Here is a 17,142-nt window from a genome sequence, read left to right on the forward strand (position 1 = left end):
CCGGCGGCTCTGGTGTGCTTCGGGGTCGGGTGGCGTGGCTGCTGAGGCACTGAGAGGCGCCGCGCCCCCTCAGCTCCGGACGACGCGTACCTGTTCCAGGAGGCCGGAGAGCAGCTCGGCGCGGTCGTCCGGGCCGGGATAGCCGTCCGGGTCCCCGCAGCGGTCGGCCCAGCCGTTCGCCTCAAGCCGCTCCAGGCGTTCGACGAGACGCGGGCGGATGTCGTCCGGCAGGACGAACCCCTCGTCCATGGCGGCCAGTTCGTAGGCCGACAGGAACTCCCAGTGCACGTCGGGGGAGTCGAACTCGCGCAGCAACCGGTCGTACGCGTCCGTGGAGCCGTGCTCCAGGGCGTGCCGCAGGGACGCGGCCCGGACCAGGGGCGAGGGCGAGTCGGCGTGGCGCTCCATGGCGTCGGACACGGTCCGGGAGATCGGCTCCTCACCGGTGTCCATGCCGACCAGGCACCCGGCGGCGGCTCCGCGGACCTCGTCCACGGCGTCGTGGTCGAGGAGCTCCACGAGGGCGTCCACGGTGCGCTTCGCCTCCGGGGTGCCGAGGGCGAGCAGCCCGACGCCCGTCGCGGCGGTGGACCGGACGGAGCCGTCGGTGTGGCGCATCCCGGCCAGGAAGACCTTCACCGGCGGGTTCCCCAGGGGCGAGGCGATGTGCAGTTGCGCGTAGCAGCCGAGGATCTGGCCGAGGACGAAGGGCGCCCGCTCCCGCGCCACCAGATGGTCCAGGGCCTCGCGGGTCCGCCGGCGCCGGAGCACCGCGTCGCGCATGATCTGGTGGTCCAGCGTCTCCACGCCGAGGGCGGCCCGGTCGTCGTCCGCACTCATGCACAGGGTCAGCGTCTCGTCGACCTGGATCCCGTGCAGGGCGCGGTCCGTCCAGGACTCGTCCTCGGGCGTCTCGGCCAGCGGCGTGATCAGTTCGAGGCGTGCCTCGCTGTCGGGGGCCACTGCCAGGGCCCGCTCAAGGACCGCGCGCGTCTCGACCCACACCCGCTCGGCCTCGGCCGGTGGCAGCGGCTCGTTGCGGCGCACCACGAGCGAGGCGAGCAGGACGGCGAGGTCGAAGGCGAGATCACGCGCGAAAGTGCCGGGCCGTCCCAGACCGTCGAGCCCTTCGGCGCTCCAGCCCTCGCCGCGCAGATACGTGAGGCGGGCCCGCATGTCGTCACGGAGGTCCTCGTCGATCTCCAGAAGGGCCGGGGCGCCGCCGAGTTCCGCGATGAAGCCGGTCCACGCCCGCACGAAGCCCTCGGGGTCGTCCAGGTGCCCCGCGACGATCCGCTCCGTGCGCTCGCGCACCGGTGCCTCGCGGCGCAGGGCCGCCGCGAAACCGTCCACCACGGTGTCGTGGAAGTCGTCCGTGCACGGCTCGCGGTCCACGGCCAGGGCGAGCTCGCGCAGCGCCCACTCCGGCTCGGCGGCCTCCGCCGCGTCGGACGCCGCCTTGGCCCGGACCGCCCTGTCCGGGTCCCGCAGGGCCGTGGCCAGCTCCTCGTGGAGGTCAGCCTGCTTGCGCTCTCTCCGCTTCTTGAACATGGAGGCAGCGTATGCGCAGCGCGCCACGCTCCGACGGCACGGCGACCCGCTGAGCTCCGACCCGCTGAGCTCCGACCCTCGCGGCCGCTCCTCCCCTCCCCGACGGGGCTCCGGAGCCGATGCGGGAGGATGCCTCCTGACACCGTCAGGCCTTCTGACACCGTCAGGGAGGAGTGACCGAAGGTGACCGAGGAACCGCGCCCCACTCTGGAGGCCGTGGCCGCCCGTGCCGGGGTCTCCAGGGCCACCGTGTCCCGTGTCGTCAACGGCGATCCGGGGGTGCGGGAGGTACTCGCAGAGAGGGTGCGGCACGCGGTCGAGGAACTCGGCTACGTGCCCAATCGCGCCGCCCGCAGCCTGGTCACCCGGCGCCACGACGCGGTGGCCGTGGTGATCGCCGAGCCCGAGACCCGCGTGTTCGCCGACCCGTTCTTCGCGCTGCAACTGCGGGGCATCAGCAAGGAGTTGACGTCCCACGACATCCAGCTGGTGCTGCTGCTCACGGAGGGGCGGGACGACCACGAGCGGGTCGGCCGGTATCTCGCGGGCGGCCATGTCGACGGCGCGCTCGTCTTCTCGCTGCACCTCGACGACCCGTTGCCGGGCATCATCCGGCGCGCGGGCGTGCCCACGGTGTTCGGCGGGCGTCCCGGCTGGCCGCAGGCGGGCGGCGACGAGCCGGGCGCGCCGTATGTGGACTGCGACAACCGCGGCGGCGCCCGCGAGGCGGTGCGCCATCTCGTCGGCCTCGGCCGCTCGCGCGTCGCGCACATCACCGGCGCTCTCGACCAGACCTCCGCGGTCGACCGGCTCGACGGGTTCCGCGACGTCCTCGGCGACGTCGATCCACGGCTGATCGCCGAGGGCGACTTCACCCCGGCGGGCGGCGAGCGCGCGATGCGGGAACTGCTGGACCGCGTACCGGAGTTGGACGCGGTCTTCGCCGCCAACGACTTGGCCGCGTCCGGCGCCCTCCGGGTGCTGCGCGAGCGGGGCAGGAGGGTGCCGGACGACGTGGCGGTGGTCGGTTTCGACGACATGTATCCGGTGGCCGAGCAGGCCGATCCGCCGCTGACGACGGTCCGTCAGGACATCGAGGAGATGGGCCGCTTGATGGCACGGATACTGCTGCGCGGCCGGGCGGGTGACGAGCCCGCCGAGCCCGCCGCGGAACCGGCCGGTGTGGTCCTGCCGACGTCCCTGGTGCGCAGGGCCTCGGCCTGACGGTTCCGGCCCGGCGCGCCCTACGACCCCACGCTCACCGTGAAGCGCCGCGGGTTGCCGTCGTGCGCGGCGCCCGACACGTCGGGCTGTCCGTCGGGGCGTACGTCGTCGTACGGAAACGCGTATCCGATGGGGGAGTTGGCGTGCACCACCCTTGACCAGTGGTTGGTCACCGCGCCCCGGTAGTAGTCGGCCGTGGTCGTGCCGTTGGGCTGCTGGGGGTGGGTGAGCATGATGCTGCGGTTGAAGCCGGCGGCGAGCCGGGCGAGCAGGGCCTTCTTGTCGTCGGGGTCGCCGGGGTTGTTGGCGAACGGGCCGTGGTTGCAGGTGAAGATGTCCTTCGAGGTGGGCTTGGCGAAGGAGTGGCCGCCGTTGAACGTCAGGACGTCCCCGCGGACGCGCCCGGTGAACACGCCCCGGCCGCCCTGCAGGTCGATCTTGAGGTCGGTGGAGCGGTACTTGGCCCACACCTGGTCGATGTAGCCGTTCCACACGTCGCGGAACGGCATCTGGTCCGGCCTGTCGAAGTACGGCGCCATGAGGTTCTGCGGCGAGATCACCCGCAGCACGCCGCCGCCGGAACCGCGGATGACCAGCTTGTCCCACGGCTGCCCGTCCTTCGCCGTCTGCGCCGCGAGGTCCGCGGCGATTCTGCCGACGGCGCCGTCGGGCAGCGGAGCGACGGTGTGGGTGGCGTCGCCGGTCAGGGTCAGGCCGATGGGCAGCGCGGTGACGAGGTCGACGTAACTGATGTTGGCGTACAACTGCTGGGGATTGAAGGTGAACTCGCAGAACGACCACGTGCGGCCGTAGTTGCGGTCCTCCTTGGTCGCGAAGGCGGGCTCGACCAGGGCGGGGCCCGGGTTGAGAAAGAAGTCCAGCTTGTCGTCGCGCACGAAGTAGATCCGGGCGCCGTACATCTGCGGCAGGGTCAGTACCTTCGGCGCGGAACCCGCGGCGCCGAGGGGGATGGCGCAGTCTACGGGCAGCGGGGTCTGCGGCGCCGAGGGCGACTCGGGGCGGTAGACGCCGCCGTCCGGCTTGAGCAGCACCCAGCGGCCGGTGCCCTGTTCGTGGCCGGTGACGTAGGCGCGGACCTGGCCGGGGAGTGATTTGTTCGCGAGGGCCAGTTCGCAGGTGGCGGGCGCGGCCCGGCCGCCCGCTCGGGCGCCGGGGCTGAGGGCGCTGCCCCAGACGGGGTAGGTGAGGGCGCCCGCGGCGCCGGCTGTGGAGGTCAGGAACGTTCGACGCGATATCACGGAAGGTCTCCTGCGCGGTTGCGTGGGGGGTCTGTGGGGGGTGTCTGTGTGTGGGGGCTCGGGGGTGCTTTCGGGGGTGGTGCACCACTGTCCCGACGGGTGAATGCGGCGTCAAGAGTTGTGACTGAGAGCGCTCTCAGAAATGTTCTCTCTTCATCAAATGACGACGTGGGGTGGGGGGAGGAGGATTGGAGGCGGATTGTCAGTGCCGGGTGCCAGACTCAGAAGAACGGAGGAGACATGCGACAAAGGAGTCGATCATGCTCAATAACCGTTTCGTGACGGGCGCCCCCGTCTGGGTGGACATGTGCGCGCCCGATCTCGGCAGCGTCAGGAATTTCTACCGCTCCCTGTTCGGCTGGGAGCTCCGGCAGGGCGCCGAGGACGTGGGTGGCTACAGCCAGTATCAGCTCGGCGACCGGACCGCCGCGGGTGCGATGGCCATTCCGGCCGAGGAGGCGCCCCCGTCCTGGACGCTCTATTTCCGCACACCGGAGGTGGACGCCACGGTGAAGGCGGTCGAGCAGGCCGGCGGCCGGACGCTCTTCGAGGCCGTGGACATCCTCGACCTCGGCCGCATGGCGGGCGCCGTCGACTCCGCGGACGCGTCGTTCGCGGTATGGCAGCAGGGCGAGCTCAAAGGCCTCGATGTCCTGAACGAACCGGGCGGCCTGGTCTGGGCCGAGCTGTACACGCCGGACGTCCCCGCGGCCGTCGCGTTCTACGAGGCGGTGTTCGGCTGGCAGACCACCGAGGCATCCTTCCCCGGCGGGTCGTACACGATGGTGCACCCCGCGGACGGCACCGCGGACGACATGTTCGGCGGCGTGGCGCCGCTCGCCACCGACCCCACCGAAGCGGGATCGGAGGCGTACTGGCTGCCGTACTTCCAGGTGACCGACTGCGACGACATGGTCGCCAAGGCCCGCGAAAGTGGGGGTACGGTCCGGATGGACACCGTGGAGATGGAAGGTGTGGGCCGCTTCGCGAAGCTCGCGGACCCGGCGGGGGCGCGGTTCGCCGTGCTGCAGCCGTCGCCTCCCGGGGAGCAGGGCCAGTAGCGGGCGCGGGCGGGCGCAGGTCATGGCCGTCGGCGCCGGGTCTCGAACCGGGCGCCGACGGGCGGTTTCGTGGTGCCGCCTGCCGGGCAGTCCTCAGCGGGGCGCCCGCCGGGCACAGCCGCCCGAGAAGCGACCGGGCACTCGTTGATCGTTCGTTGATTGCTTGTTTCGCGCGGTGCGACAGCATCGGTCACATGCAGATCGAGATGACAGCCGAGCCCGAACTCGCCTGGCAGGAGCAGGCTCTGTGCGCCCAGACCGGAGCCGACTTCTTCTTCCCCGAGCCCGGTAGCTCGGTGCGTGAGGCGAAGGACATCTGCCAGATGTGCGAGATGCGCACGGCTTGCCTGGAGTACGCACTGAACAACGACGAGCGGTTCGGCGTCTGGGGCGGCCTCTCCGAAAAGGAGCGGTACGCCCTCAGACGCGAACCTCGCGCCTGACGCGCGACCCGCGGGCTTCCTGGGAGACCAAGGAGCCCGCGGGTTCTCAGGCGTACGTCACGACGAACCGCCGCGTCCCCGCGGGCACCTGGACGTCGTCGCCGGAGACGGGCAGCTCACGCCCGTCCGCTGACACCGACCGCACCTGCCCGAACCGGCACGGATAGACGTACCGCACCCGCTCCGGGGCCTCGGTCACCTCCACCGTCACCGTCCGGTCGTCCGCGTCGTGCGAGAGCCGGTAACCGAAGGGCTCACCGAACAGCGTCGGCGCCGACTCGACGGCCACCGTCTCCCCGTCCGGCACCCAGTGAGGGCGGACACCCGGTGCGATGTACACATGCGGGTCGTGGTCCTCGTCCGCCTCGAAGAGCAGGATGTCGCGGATCAGGAGCAGATACTCGGCCGCGGCCCAGCCGTGCGGGATGTCGCCCATGTACCAGTGCCGGGAGGGCACTTCGTGGAAGTCCGAGGCGACGGTGAACGCGTGCTGCTCGTTCCACGCGCCGAGCGCGACCGCCCTTTCCTGCGTGCGCGGGAACGACGCCTGGACGATCCAGCCGAGCAGCGCGTCCATCCGGGCCGGATCGCCCGCGAGCAGATACGCGTGCGCCAACTGCGTGGTCAGGTAGGGCCCGTAGGCGTTCCACGCGGCCTCGTGCCGATAGCCGCCCGACACGAAATGGGCGTACATGGTGTCGAGCGTGGAGCGCGCCGCCGCGTCGATGTCCGGCCCGAGCTTGCTGCCCATGTGCAGCCGCAGCGGATGGAAGAAGGCCGCGGCGCCGATCATCGTCGAGTCGAGCCGTCCCACGTCGCCGGGCCCGGTGGGAATATACGTCTCCCATGCCCCGCGCCTGCGCTGCTCCGCCAGGACCCAGCGCACCGAGGCCGCCGTCGCGTGCTTCATGTCGTCGAAGGCGGCCCAGAGTTCCGGTACGTCCGGCGAGCCGATGCGCTCCGCGAGCCGCGCCGCCTCGTACAGACCGGCCAGCGCCCACAGGTCGTCCCAGTAGTGCGGCTTGTCGCGCTCGCCCAGGTGCTCCGCGCTCCAGCCGCTGTGCAGCAGGCCGTACTGGTCGCGGTTGTCGCGCAGCCACCGGGCGCCGTCGACGACGTACGGCGTGTAGAGCTTCGCGCCGAATCCCGCGGCCCGGCCCCGCACGCGGTCGAAGCGGCCGATCGCCCAGAGCGCCTGGCCGTTGCTGTCCCACTCGCGGTCGTCGCGCTCGTGCGGGCCGCCGTAGAACCCGTACTCGGCGCACGGTCCGATCCGGCCCGTGCCGCGGTTGAACTTCAGCGGGTAGTGCGTGCCGAGCTGGCGCTCGGCGAGCGCGTCATCGCCCACCAGTGAGCAGGCCGTGGCTTCGACGGACGAGTCACGGATCCAGAACGAGTCGTAGACCGTCGGCCCCGGGTGGATCTCGCCGTGGTCGGAGAGCATGAGCAACTGCGCGCGGGACTCCCGGAAGAGGTCGGTCAAGTGCGCCACTGGGCGCGGAAGTTCGGGCTGGAGGCCCTGGCCGACCAGCTTCGACGTCCAGAACGTCCGGTTGGCCGCCTCCAGCTCGGCGGCCGGTGTCGCCCTGATCTCGACCAGATCGTCGGCCCCGCTGTACAGGTCGACGGGCAGCCGCACGTCCAGCTCGAACACCTCGTCGTCGATGACCCGGAACGGCCAGGCGAACGCCGCGCTGCACAACCCGGCGACCTGGTCCTGCGACTGCCCCGCGCCGTTCAGCTTGCCGCCCATCACCAGGTCGTGGAACGGACTGTGCGCCAGATAGGTGGCGGGGTCGTAGCTGAAGTCCGGGTTGCCGTACACGCCGTACTGCTCGGGCGCCGTGTCGAACACCGGGCCCCATCCGCTGTTGGTCTCCACCCGGTTCTCCGCAGGGAGATGCCGCAGGAACGTCAGCCGCCGGTCGGTGATCTGCTGGCCGTTGCGGTCGTGCCGCTGGAAGCCGCTCGGCCCCGTCGGTACGACCGCCGCGCAGAGCCAGCCCTCGCGCGGCTGCCCGGTCGCGCTGCCCACCGTCAGACGGGTCACCACGAGGTCGCGCTGTCGCGCGCCCACGGCCGTCGCGAAGGTGCGCTGCACGAGCTCGACGCCGTCCGGCGTGCGGAAGTCCGTGAGGACGACCGGCAGATACGGGGCCTCCATGCGCTGCCCCACCGTGCCGGCCTCGGCCAGCTGCGGCAGGTGCAGGGCGCCCGTCGCCGGGTCGTACAGGAAGAAGAGCAGGCAGTACTTGTCGTAGACCGGCTCGATCTCACCGGCCTGGCCGATCAGGGACTCCTGGCGGTGGTCCTTCACGCCCACCATGTGCCAGTAGCGGTAAAGGGCGTTGGAGGCCAGGGCGGCCTCCTTCGATTCGTACGTGCCGGAGTCGAAGTCGTCGCTCCAGCGCCGGAAGGCCTGTTGCGCCCACCACGGCACGGGGTAGGGCACCTGCGCCCTGCCCGTCCAGCTGCGCCACATGACCTCGTAGAACATCCATTCATGGGTCTGCGCCATGGGTTCACCCCCTCGCCCACAGTTGCACCGCGCAGGGCGGTCGTAAATCGATGCGACACAGGCGCGCGGCCGTGGTTACGATCCGGGGGTCGCACGCGAGGCGTGCGGCGGAGGTCCTGTAGAGCAGAGGCAGACTCGCCGCTTTGCCAAGGCGGATACGCCGGTTCGAATCCGGTCGGGACCACGGGCACGGAACACGCGGAGCGGGAACGGATGAGCGAGAACGGCGGGATCAGCGAGGCGGACCTCGCGGCCTTCCACGACGTGGTCGGCAGGCTCCGGGAGCTGCCCGTCGACGACCCGGTGCGGCTGCGCGCCGAGCAGGTCGCCGCGTCCTTCGCCCGCGACGGGCGGCTGCGCAGGCGCAAGGCGCGCGGCGCCGAACTGTCCGCCGCCGACGCCGCCGCCATGGCCGCCACCGCGACCGGCGCGGGCGACCGCCGCGAGGACGTGCCCCTGGACACCGTAAGACCCGGCGGAACCGGCAAAAACGGCGGAACCGGCGGTTCCGGCGGGGTGTTTCTGCGGCCCCGGCCCTGCTACGTCTGCAAGACGTCGTATCGACAGGTCGACACGTTCTACCACCGGCTCTGTCCGGCGTGCGCGGACGACAACCGCGCCCGCCGCGCGCTCACCACGGATCTGCGCGGCCGCCGCGCACTGCTCACCGGCGGCCGAGTGAAGATCGGCTTCCAACTGGCCCTGATGCTGCTGCGGGACGGCGCCGAACTCCTCGTCACCAGCCGCTTCCCGCACGACACCGAGCGGCGCTTTCGCGCGGTGCCGGGCAGCGCGGCCTGGCTTGACCGTCTCACGGTGCTCGCCGTCGACCTGCGCGACCCGCGCCAAGTGCTCGGCCTCTGCGAGGAGTTGCGGCAGACGGGCGAGCCGCTCGACATCCTCGTCAACAACGCGGCCCAGACGGTACGGCGGCCTCCCGGCTCCTATGCGGCGCTCGCGGCGGGGGAGGCGGCGCGGCTGCCCGCGCTCGCCAGAAGCGCCCCGGGTTTCCGGCCGATGCGGTCGGAGCAGGCCCCCGCCGGGCAGGGCGCACTCGCCCTCGTGCTGCGCGACGTCGACGAGGCGGGCCTGCTCCCCGACCTCTCGCCGCGAAATTCCTGGTCCGCCCGGCTCGGCGGCCTCGACCCCGCCGAGGTCCTGGAGACCCAGCTGGTCAACGCGCTCGCCCCGGCCCTGCTCTGCGACCGCCTTCTGCCCCTGCTGCTCGCGTCACCGCGCCCTGTACGTACATCGTGAACGTGACGGCGGTCGAGGGCCGTTTCGCCGTGCGCAACAAGATGAGCGGCCACCCCCACACGAACATGGCCAAGGCGGCCCTGAACATGCTCACGCGCACCAGCGCCGCCGATCTCGCCGGGCAGGGCGTGCACATGTGCGCGGTCGACACGGGCTGGATCACGGACGAGAACCCCGCCCCCAAGAAGGACCGTATGGCCGGAGCCGGTTTCCGGACACCGCTCGACGTGGTGGACGGCGCGGCCCGGATCTACGACCCGATCGTGCGCGGAGAGTCCGGCTCGCCCGTCTCCGGCGTCTTCCTCAAGGACTACCGGGAGGCGCAGTGGTGAGCGAGGACCTCTCCGCCGGTGTGCCCCGCGTGGTGCCGCGGCCGGTGGCCGAACTGGCGCCGCTGCTCGACTGGTTGAGGGACGGGCGCCCGGCCGGGGAGCGCCTCGACTTCGCGGCGGGCACGGTGCTCCCCGACGGACGGCTCGATCTGTGCAAGCAGGCGCTGGGCGCGCAGGGCGCGGCCCTCGTCGCCGAGGCCCTCCGGGGCGCCCGCGGCGCCTCGCCCGTACGCCACCTGCTGCTCGGCACGGACGGCCTGGGCGACACGGGAGCGGCGCATGCGACGGGCGTGGCCGGTGAGGCCGCCGTCGAGACCCTCTACCTCGGCTGCAACGGCATCACCGCGGGCGGTGCCTGCCGCATCGCGGACCAGCTGCGCGCGTCACCGCAGGTGGTGACCGGCGTCTGGCTGAAACGCAATCCGCTGGGCCCGCCGGGAGGTCGTGCGGCGGCCGAACTCATCGACTCCGTACGGACGTTGCGCACGCTCGACCTCGTTCAGACGGGTCTCGACGCGTCGGGGCTCCTGGTCCTCACCGACGCGCTTCTCGCTGCGTCCGGCACCGGCCGACGGGTCGAACGGGTCTTCCTGGGCGGCAATCCGCTGGGACGGAGCGGTGCGGCACCGCTCGCCGAGTTGATCGCCGAGGCCGGGGTGCGCGAACTGTACGTGTCGGCCGCCCGGTTGGGGGACGACGGTGCCCTGGTGCTCGCCGACGGCCTGGCGCGTGCGCCGCACGGCGGCCTTGCCCGGCTCGCCGTCGCCAGCAACGGCATCGGGCCGCGCGCCGCCGCCCGGCTCGTCGCCGCTTCGGTGGCCGCCGGGGTGGAGCTGCTCGACCTCGGGCGGGTGCGCGCCGCGGGGGCGCTCGGCGCCGCGGACAACCGGATCGACGACGCGGCGGCCCGCTCCCTCGCGGCCTCGCTCAGCGCGGGGGAGCACCGCCTTGCCCACCTGAACCTCACCCACACCGGGATGCGCAGCCGCGAGCGCCCACCGGCTCCTCGACACCGCGGGAGCCGCGCGCACGCCCACCCGCTTCGTGCTCGGCCGGGGCATCGCGGCGAGCGTCAAGCGACGCCTGGCGGAGTTCAGCGCGACCGTGCCGCCGCCCGCCGTCCCGCAGGACGTCGCGGCGGTCCGCAGCGTGCACCGCTGACCTCGCCTCGCCCACCGCTGACCTGCCCCGGAGCAGCAACCGGCCCCGGGGCGATGACCCCGGGGCCGTACGATGTCGGGCAAGGGCGGGGCCGTAGCGCAGAGGCTGTCGCGCCGGTCTCCAAAACCGGAACACGCTGGTTCGATTCCAGCCGCCCCGCCCCCTCGGCCCGCTGCCGGTGAGGTCAGGCGCCGCGCGACGCCATCCGCGCCTTGCGGGCGGCGAGGCGCTCGTCGAACTTCGAGGCCTCCGCGTCGAGGCCGCCCATGAAGAAGCCGAGCTCCTCCTGCGCCTTCAGGCCCTCGGGGCCGAGGCCGTCGATCTCCAGGACCTTCAGGAAGCGCAGCACGGGCTGGAGCACGTCGTCATGGTGGATGCGCATGTTGTAGACCTCGCCGATGGCCATCTGCGCGGCGGCCCGCTCGAAGCCGGGCATGCCGTGACCGGGCATCCGGAAGTTGACCACCACGTCACGCACGGCCTGCATGGTCAGGTCGGGCGCGAGCTCGAAGGCGGCCTTCAGGAGGTTCCGGTAGAAGACCATGTGGAGGTTCTCGTCGGTGGCGATGCGCGCCAGCATGCGGTCGCAGACCGGGTCGCCGGACTGGTGTCCGGTGTTGCGGTGCGAGATGCGGGTCGCCAGCTCCTGGAAGGCGACGTACGCGACCGAGTGCAGCATCGAGTGGCGGTTGTCCGACTCGAAGCCCTCGCTCATGTGCGCCATCCGGAACTGCTCCAGCTGGTCCGGGTCGACGGCGCGCGAGGCGAGGAGGTAGTCGCGCATCACGATGCCGTGCCGGCCCTCCTCCGCCGTCCAGCGGTGCACCCAGGTGCCCCAGGCGCCGTCGCGGCCGAAGAGGGAAGCGATCTCGTGGTGGTAGCTGGGGAGGTTGTCCTCGGTGAGCAGGTTGACCACCAGGGCGATGCGCCCGATGTCGGTGACCGGGGACTGGCCCTTCTCCCACGCCTCGCCGTCCTCGAAGATCCCGGGGAAGTTGCGGGCGTCGGAGAACGGGACGTACTCGTGGGGCATCCAGTCCTTGGCCACCTTCAGGTGGCGATTGAGTTCCTGCTCGACCACTTCCTCCAGCGCGTACAGCAGCCGGGCATCGGTCCAGCTGTCCGCGCTGCCGAGGTGGGGAGAGGTGATCGTCACGGGGGCTCCAGAAGGGGGACGGGAGTTATTGCGGCGGTGCGAGCGGTGCACCACCTACCTACGGTCTCGTAGGTTACGTTGCCGTAGGTTAAACCCGCCGTAAAGGGCCGCTGGAACGGGACCCCGCACGTCACCAGGGCAACAACAGCCTCAATGCTGGTCAGACGTACAGTTCACGGAGCCGGACTGAGAGGCACGTCACACACCCTTCGAGCTTCTCGAACTCACTGATGTCCACCGGAACCGGGTCGAACCCGAGGTCGGCGAACAGCTCCGCGCTCTGCGGCGCGCTCGCCGCCACCAGCAGTTTCGGGCCACCGAGCAGCACCACGTGCGCGCCCGCCGCCTCCGGTACGGGCAGGAAGCGCGGGAAGAGCGAGGCGCTGTCGACCAGCGGCTCGTACCCGATGACCGTCCCGTCCGGCAGCGCCGTCACCGCGGACTTCAGATGCAGGACGCCGGCCACGGGGACGGGGACGATCCGCGCCCCCAGCGGTTCGAAGACGGCCCGCAGCTGCCGCACCCCGTCCGCGTTCGTCCGGCCGCCCCGCCCCACGTAGAGCGTGTCCCCGACCTTCAGGACGTCGCCGCCGTCCAGCGTGCCGGGCTCCCACACCCAGTTCACCGAGCAGCCGAGCCGGGCCACCGCCTCCTCGACCCCCGGCGTCTCGTCCCGCCGGGAATCGGCGCCCGGCCGGGCGATCAGCGCCACGTTGCGGAAGACGACCACCGCGTCCTCCACGAAGACCGCGTCCGGGCAGGCGTCGGCCCGCTCCACCTCGAAGATCTCCCAGCCGTGCCGGTCGAGGGCCGCCGCGTACGCCTCCCACTGCTCCGCCGCGCGGCGCGTGTCGACCGGGGTGCGTGCCAGGTGGGTGACCAGGCCCTCGGCGAGGCGTGGTCCCGGGCGGCGGATCAGGGCCTTCTTGCTGGGCACGGCTGGCTCTCCTCACGGGGCGGGGCGCCGCCGCCCTCGCCGGGCGGGGCCGTGCCGCACATCATGCAGCGCGTTCCCGCCCCAGGCCCAGAGTGCTTCGCAGATGATCCGCGGTGAACGATCCCCCGGCCGCGAGGAGCTGCGCGGGCGTCCCCTCGAACACGATCCGCCCGCCGTGCCTGCCGCCGTCGGGACCCAGGTCGATCACCCAGTCCGCGTGCTTGACGACGTCGAGGTTGTGCTCGACGACGAGCACCGTGTTCCCGGCGTCGACGAGCCGGTCGAGCAGCGCGAGCAGCCCGTCGACGTCCGCCATGTGCAGGCCGGTGGTCGGCTCGTCCAGGACGTACGTCGTGCCGGTGCGGTGCAGCCGGGTGGCCAGCTTGATGCGCTGGCGCTCGCCGCCGGAGAGCGTGCTCAGCGGCTGCCCGAGCGTGAGGTAGGTGAGGCCCACGTCGCGCAGGGCGCACAGGCGGCGGCGTACCGACGTGTCGTCGAAGCGCTCGAAGAAGTCCAGGGCCTGCCCGGCGGTCATCTCAAGGACGTCCACGACGGACCGGCCGTCCACGGTGAGCCGCAGCACCTCATCCTTGAACCTGCGCCCCGCGCACTCCTCGCACGTCGTGGTCACCGGATCCATGAACGCCAGGTCGCTGTAGATGATCCCGCGCCCTCGGCAGCGCTCGCACGCACCATGGGAGTTGAAGCTGAACAGGCTCGCCTTCGCGCCCGTCTCCCGCGCGAAGAGCCCCCGCACCGTGTCCATGATCCCGAGGTACGTCGCCGGGGTGGAGCGGCCCGAGATGCCGATGGACGACTGGTCCACGACCACGGCGTCCGGGTGCGCCGCGGTGAACGCCTGCGACACCAGCGTGCTCTTGCCGGAACCCGCGACGCCGGTGACCGCCGTGAGCACCCCGGCCGGCACCCGCACGCTCACGTCCTTGAGGTTGTGCAGAGCGGCCTTCTCGATCCAGTGGCCGCCGCTCGCCTCCCGCGGGCGCTCCTTGACGCCGGTGGCGCGCCGCAGATGGCGCCCGGTGAGGGTGTCCGCCCGCCGCAGTTCGTCCGGCGTGCCCTCGAAGACGACCAGGCCGCCGCCCGCGCCGGCCCCGGGGCCCATGTCGACGACGTGGTCGGCGACCGCGATCACGTCCGGATCGTGCTCCACGACCAGGACCGTGTTGCCCTTGTCGCGAAGCCGCAGAAGCAGGTCGTTCAGGCGCCCCACGTCGCGCGGGTGCAGGCCGACGCTCGGCTCGTCGAAGATGTACGTCATGCCGGTGAGGCTGGAGCCGAGGTGGCGCACCATCTTCAGGCGCTGCCCCTCGCCGCCGGAGAGCGTGGACGTCTCGCGGTCCAGGCTGAGGTAGCCGAGCCCGATCGCCTCGATCCGTTCGAGGGCCGCGACGGCTGCCCGGGCGACCGGCCCCGCCACCGCGCCCTCGACGCGCCCCAACTCCGCGATGAGGTCGGTCACTTCCATCCGGGCGCAGTCCGCGATGGACAGGCCGTTGACGCGGGTGGCGAGCGCCGCCGGATTGAGCCGGGCCCCGCGACAGGCCGGGCAGGCGCCTTCGCGCAGGAACTCCCGCACCAGGTCACGGGTTTTCTGGGAGAGCGTCGAGAGATCGCGGTTGAGGTAGAGCCGCTCGAACCGGTCGGCGAGCCCCTCGTAGTCGATGTCCCGCGCGCCACCCGTGTTGTTGACGTTGACCTTCGTCTTCCCGCGGCCGCCGCGCAGCAGGAACTGCCGTTCGGCGTCGGTGAATTCACCGACCGGCTTGTGCGCGTCCAGGTCGGGCGTGTTCGTGTACGTCTGGCCCTGCCAGGTCCCCGCGGTGAACGGCGGGAAGAGGATCGCGCCGTCCGCCAGGGACCTGGCAGGGTCGATGATGCGGTCGTAGTCGGGCCGCACGGTGCGGCCGAGACCGTCGCATCCGGGGCACATGCCCGACGGGTCGTTGAACGAGTACGCCGCCGCCGGGCCCGCGCTCGGCGTGCCGTGCCGGGAGAACAGCACCCGGATCACCGAGTAGATGTCCGTCATCGTGCCCACGGTGGAGCGGGAGTGGCCGCCGATCGGCTTCTGGTCGACGACGATCGCGGGTGAGAGCTCCTCGATGGCGTCCGCCTGCGGCCGCTCGTACTTCGGCAGCCGGTTGCGGACGTACCAGGTGAACGTCTCGCCCAGCTGGCGCTGCGACTCGACCGCGATCGTGTCGAAGACGACCGACGACTTCCCGGACCCGGACACCCCCGTGAAGACCGTGAGCCTGCCCTTCGGAATGCGCAGGCTCACGTCCCTGAGGTTGTTCTCGCGGGCTCCGTCGATGGTGATGTATTGGTGTGTGTCCTGGTACATGCACTCGACGCTAGGCGCAATACCCGACAGCTTCTGTCTTCTTTTCCTGGGTGATCTCCTTCAGTTCCCCGTCCAGGAGCAGCCACCGCGTGATGCCGATGGACTCCAGGAACGGCAGGTCGTGACTGGCCACGATCAGCGAGCCCCGGTACGACTCCAGGGCCGTCGAGAGCTGCTTCACGCTCGCCATGTCGAGGTTGTTCGTCGGCTCGTCGAGCATGAGGAGCTGCGGCGCGGGCTCGGCGAGCAGCAGCGCCGCGAGCGTCGCACGGAACCGCTCGCCGCCCGACAGGGTCGCCGCTCGCTGGTCCGCCTTGGCCCCCTTGAAGAGGAAGCGGGCGAGGCGCGCCCTGACGCGGTTGTTCGTCGCGTCGGGGGCGTACGCCGCCACGTTCTCGGCGACGGTCAGCTCGCCGTCGAGCACGTCGAGGCGCTGCGGCAGGAAGCGCATCGGGACGTGGGCAAGGGCCTCCCCGGAGACCGCCGGCAGCTCCCCGGCGATGGTGCGAAGGAGCGTGGTCTTGCCCGCGCCGTTGCGCCCGATCAGTGCGATCCGCTCCGGGCCGCGCAGCTCGAACTCGCCCTTCACCCGCGCTCTGTAGCGCAGTTCGAGGCCGCTCAGGGTGAGCACGGTGCGCCCCGGGTGGACGAGGGTGTGCGGCAGGTCGACGCGGATCTCGTCGTCGTCCCGCACCGCCTCCACGGCGTCGTCGAGGCGCTCCTTGGCCTCGGCGAGCTTCTCCTCGTGCATGACGCGGTGCTTGCCCGCGGACTCCTGTGCGGCCCGTTTGCGCGCTCCGATGAGGATCTTCGGCTGGCTTCTGCTGTCCTGGATCTTCTGGCCGTACCGCTTGCGGCGGGCCAGCTTCACCTGGGCGTCGGCCAGGTCGCGCTTCTGCTTCTTCAGGTCGGACTCGGCGACGCGCACCATGCGCTCGGCCGCCTCCTGCTCGGTGGCGAGCGCCTCCTCGTACGCCGAGAAGTTCCCGCCGTACCAGGCGACCTCGCCGTCCCGCAGATCGGCGATCTGGTCGACGAGGTCCAGGAGCTCCCGGTCGTGGCTGACCACGACGAGGACCCCGGACCACGCCTCGACGGCCGCGTACAGGCGCCGCCGTGCGTACAGGTCGAGGTTGTTGGTCGGTTCGTCGAGCAGCAGCACGTCGGGGCGGCGCAGCAGCAGCGCGGCGAGACGCAGCAGCACCGACTCGCCGCCCGACACCTCGCCCGTGGTCCGGTCGAGGCCGATGTGGCCGAGGCCGAGCTGGTCGAGGGTGGCGAGGGCGCGCTCCTCGACGTCCCAGTCGTCCCCGACCGCGGCGAAGTGCTCCTCGCGCACGTCGCCCGCCTCGATGGCGTGCAGCGCGGCGCGGGTCGCGGCGATGCCGAGCACGTCGTCCACGCGCAGGCCGGTGTCGAGGGTGACGTTCTGCGGCAGCCAGCCGATCTCGCCGGAGACGCGGACGGTGCCCTCGGTGGGGGTCAGCTCACCGGCGATCAGCTTCAACAGGGTTGACTTTCCTGACCCGTTGGCGCCGATGAGGCCGGTCCTGCCGGGGCCGAAGGTCACCTGGAGGCCGTCGAGGACGGTGGTGCCGTCGGCCCAGGCGAAGGTGAGCGACGTACAGGCGATGGAGGTGGGGAAAGTAGACATACAGGCCTCGCGATTGCGTGGTGTGGAGCGCGGTCAGGGGCAACGCGTTCGAGACACCGCGGCAGGGGTGTGAGGCCGGAGAAACGAGAAATGGCCTGTGCCGGGGGACGGGACGGCTCGATATGCCGAGGTCGCACGCGACGTGCACGACAGCGAAAGCTGTGTGACGCGGTGTCTCATGACCTCAGACGAGCAACGTCCTTCTCCTATCGACGGCAACAGAA

The 17,142-nt window shown here is 71.6% G+C and carries 12 protein-coding genes, 2 tRNA genes and 1 pseudogene; 6 read left to right on the forward strand and 9 right to left on the reverse strand.

The annotated features are described in order from the left end of the window. Window positions 1-69: 69 nt before the first annotated feature. Window positions 70-1,551: a hypothetical protein gene (locus ABZ953_RS24840; protein ID WP_361727467.1), complete on the reverse strand. Its 1,482-nt coding sequence runs from the start codon at window positions 1,549-1,551 to the stop codon at window positions 70-72. A gap of 183 nt (window positions 1,552-1,734) precedes the next feature. On the opposite strand from ABZ953_RS24840, the gene ABZ953_RS24845 reads away from it, so the two are divergent. Continuing rightward, window positions 1,735-2,775, forward strand: a complete 1,041-nt coding sequence (locus ABZ953_RS24845) for a LacI family DNA-binding transcriptional regulator (protein WP_361727469.1) — start codon at window positions 1,735-1,737, stop codon at window positions 2,773-2,775. A 20-nt stretch (window positions 2,776-2,795) separates the two neighbouring features. Here ABZ953_RS24845 and ABZ953_RS24850 read toward each other — a convergent pair whose 3' ends face one another. Next, window positions 2,796-4,034 carry a glycoside hydrolase family 64 protein gene (locus tag ABZ953_RS24850; protein ID WP_361727471.1) on the reverse strand — a complete coding sequence of 413 codons (1,239 nt, stop codon included), beginning with the start codon at window positions 4,032-4,034 and terminating at the stop codon, window positions 2,796-2,798. Between the two features lie 260 nt (window positions 4,035-4,294). On the opposite strand from ABZ953_RS24850, the gene ABZ953_RS24855 reads away from it, so the two are divergent. Continuing rightward, entirely contained in the window at window positions 4,295-5,095 is an 801-nt protein-coding gene (locus tag ABZ953_RS24855; protein WP_361727473.1) for a VOC family protein, read from the forward strand. Between the two features lie 194 nt (window positions 5,096-5,289). After that, complete coding sequence (locus ABZ953_RS24860; RefSeq protein ID WP_361727475.1) at window positions 5,290-5,538, forward strand: WhiB family transcriptional regulator; 249 nt, start codon at window positions 5,290-5,292, stop codon at window positions 5,536-5,538. Between the two features lie 46 nt (window positions 5,539-5,584). Here ABZ953_RS24860 and ABZ953_RS24865 read toward each other — a convergent pair whose 3' ends face one another. Next, window positions 5,585-8,056: a hypothetical protein gene (locus ABZ953_RS24865; protein ID WP_361727477.1), complete on the reverse strand. Its 2,472-nt coding sequence runs from the start codon at window positions 8,054-8,056 to the stop codon at window positions 5,585-5,587. A gap of 112 nt (window positions 8,057-8,168) precedes the next feature. On the opposite strand from ABZ953_RS24865, the gene ABZ953_RS24870 reads away from it, so the two are divergent. Together ABZ953_RS24870 and ABZ953_RS24875 are read left to right on the forward strand one after the other, a co-directional pair. Continuing rightward, a tRNA-Gly gene (locus ABZ953_RS24870) sits at window positions 8,169-8,240 on the forward strand. Window positions 8,241-8,269: 29 nt separating this feature from the next. After that, window positions 8,270-9,645: pseudogene (locus ABZ953_RS24875) on the forward strand (SDR family oxidoreductase). Here ABZ953_RS24875 and ABZ953_RS24880 read toward each other — a convergent pair. Both ABZ953_RS24880 and ABZ953_RS24885 read right to left on the reverse strand, forming a co-directional pair. Further along, window positions 9,624-9,926 (reverse strand): hypothetical protein, encoded by a 303-nt coding sequence (locus ABZ953_RS24880; protein ID WP_361727478.1) that lies wholly within the window; start codon window positions 9,924-9,926, stop codon window positions 9,624-9,626. The pseudogene ABZ953_RS24875 and the gene ABZ953_RS24880 overlap by 22 nt on opposite strands. Window positions 9,927-10,028: 102 nt before the next feature. Beyond that, window positions 10,029-10,616, reverse strand: coding sequence for a hypothetical protein (locus ABZ953_RS24885; protein ID WP_361727480.1), 588 nt, complete (start codon window positions 10,614-10,616; stop codon window positions 10,029-10,031). A gap of 275 nt (window positions 10,617-10,891) precedes the next feature. Between ABZ953_RS24885 and ABZ953_RS24890 the strand changes: the two genes are divergently transcribed. Beyond that, a tRNA-Trp gene (locus ABZ953_RS24890) sits at window positions 10,892-10,967 on the forward strand. A 23-nt stretch (window positions 10,968-10,990) separates the two neighbouring features. On the opposite strand, the gene ABZ953_RS24895 is transcribed toward ABZ953_RS24890, so the two are convergent. From ABZ953_RS24895 to ABZ953_RS24910, 4 genes are all read right to left on the reverse strand, one after another. After that, window positions 10,991-11,962: an acyl-ACP desaturase gene (locus ABZ953_RS24895; RefSeq protein ID WP_361727482.1), complete on the reverse strand. Its 972-nt coding sequence runs from the start codon at window positions 11,960-11,962 to the stop codon at window positions 10,991-10,993. 160 nt (window positions 11,963-12,122) lie between these two features. After that, window positions 12,123-12,899, reverse strand: coding sequence for a dimethylargininase (ddaH, locus tag ABZ953_RS24900; RefSeq protein ID WP_361727484.1), 777 nt, complete (start codon window positions 12,897-12,899; stop codon window positions 12,123-12,125). A gap of 61 nt (window positions 12,900-12,960) precedes the next feature. Continuing rightward, complete coding sequence (locus ABZ953_RS24905) at window positions 12,961-15,264, reverse strand: excinuclease ABC subunit UvrA (RefSeq protein ID WP_361727486.1); 2,304 nt, start codon at window positions 15,262-15,264, stop codon at window positions 12,961-12,963. Window positions 15,265-15,274: 10 nt separating this feature from the next. Further along, window positions 15,275-16,918, reverse strand: a complete 1,644-nt coding sequence (locus tag ABZ953_RS24910) for an ABC-F family ATP-binding cassette domain-containing protein (RefSeq protein WP_361727488.1) — start codon at window positions 16,916-16,918, stop codon at window positions 15,275-15,277. Between the last annotated feature and the right edge of the window lie 224 nt (window positions 16,919-17,142).

The sequence above is a fragment of the Streptomyces sp. NPDC046465 genome (assembly GCF_040646035.1).
Taxonomy (GTDB): domain Bacteria; phylum Actinomycetota; class Actinomycetes; order Streptomycetales; family Streptomycetaceae; genus Streptomyces.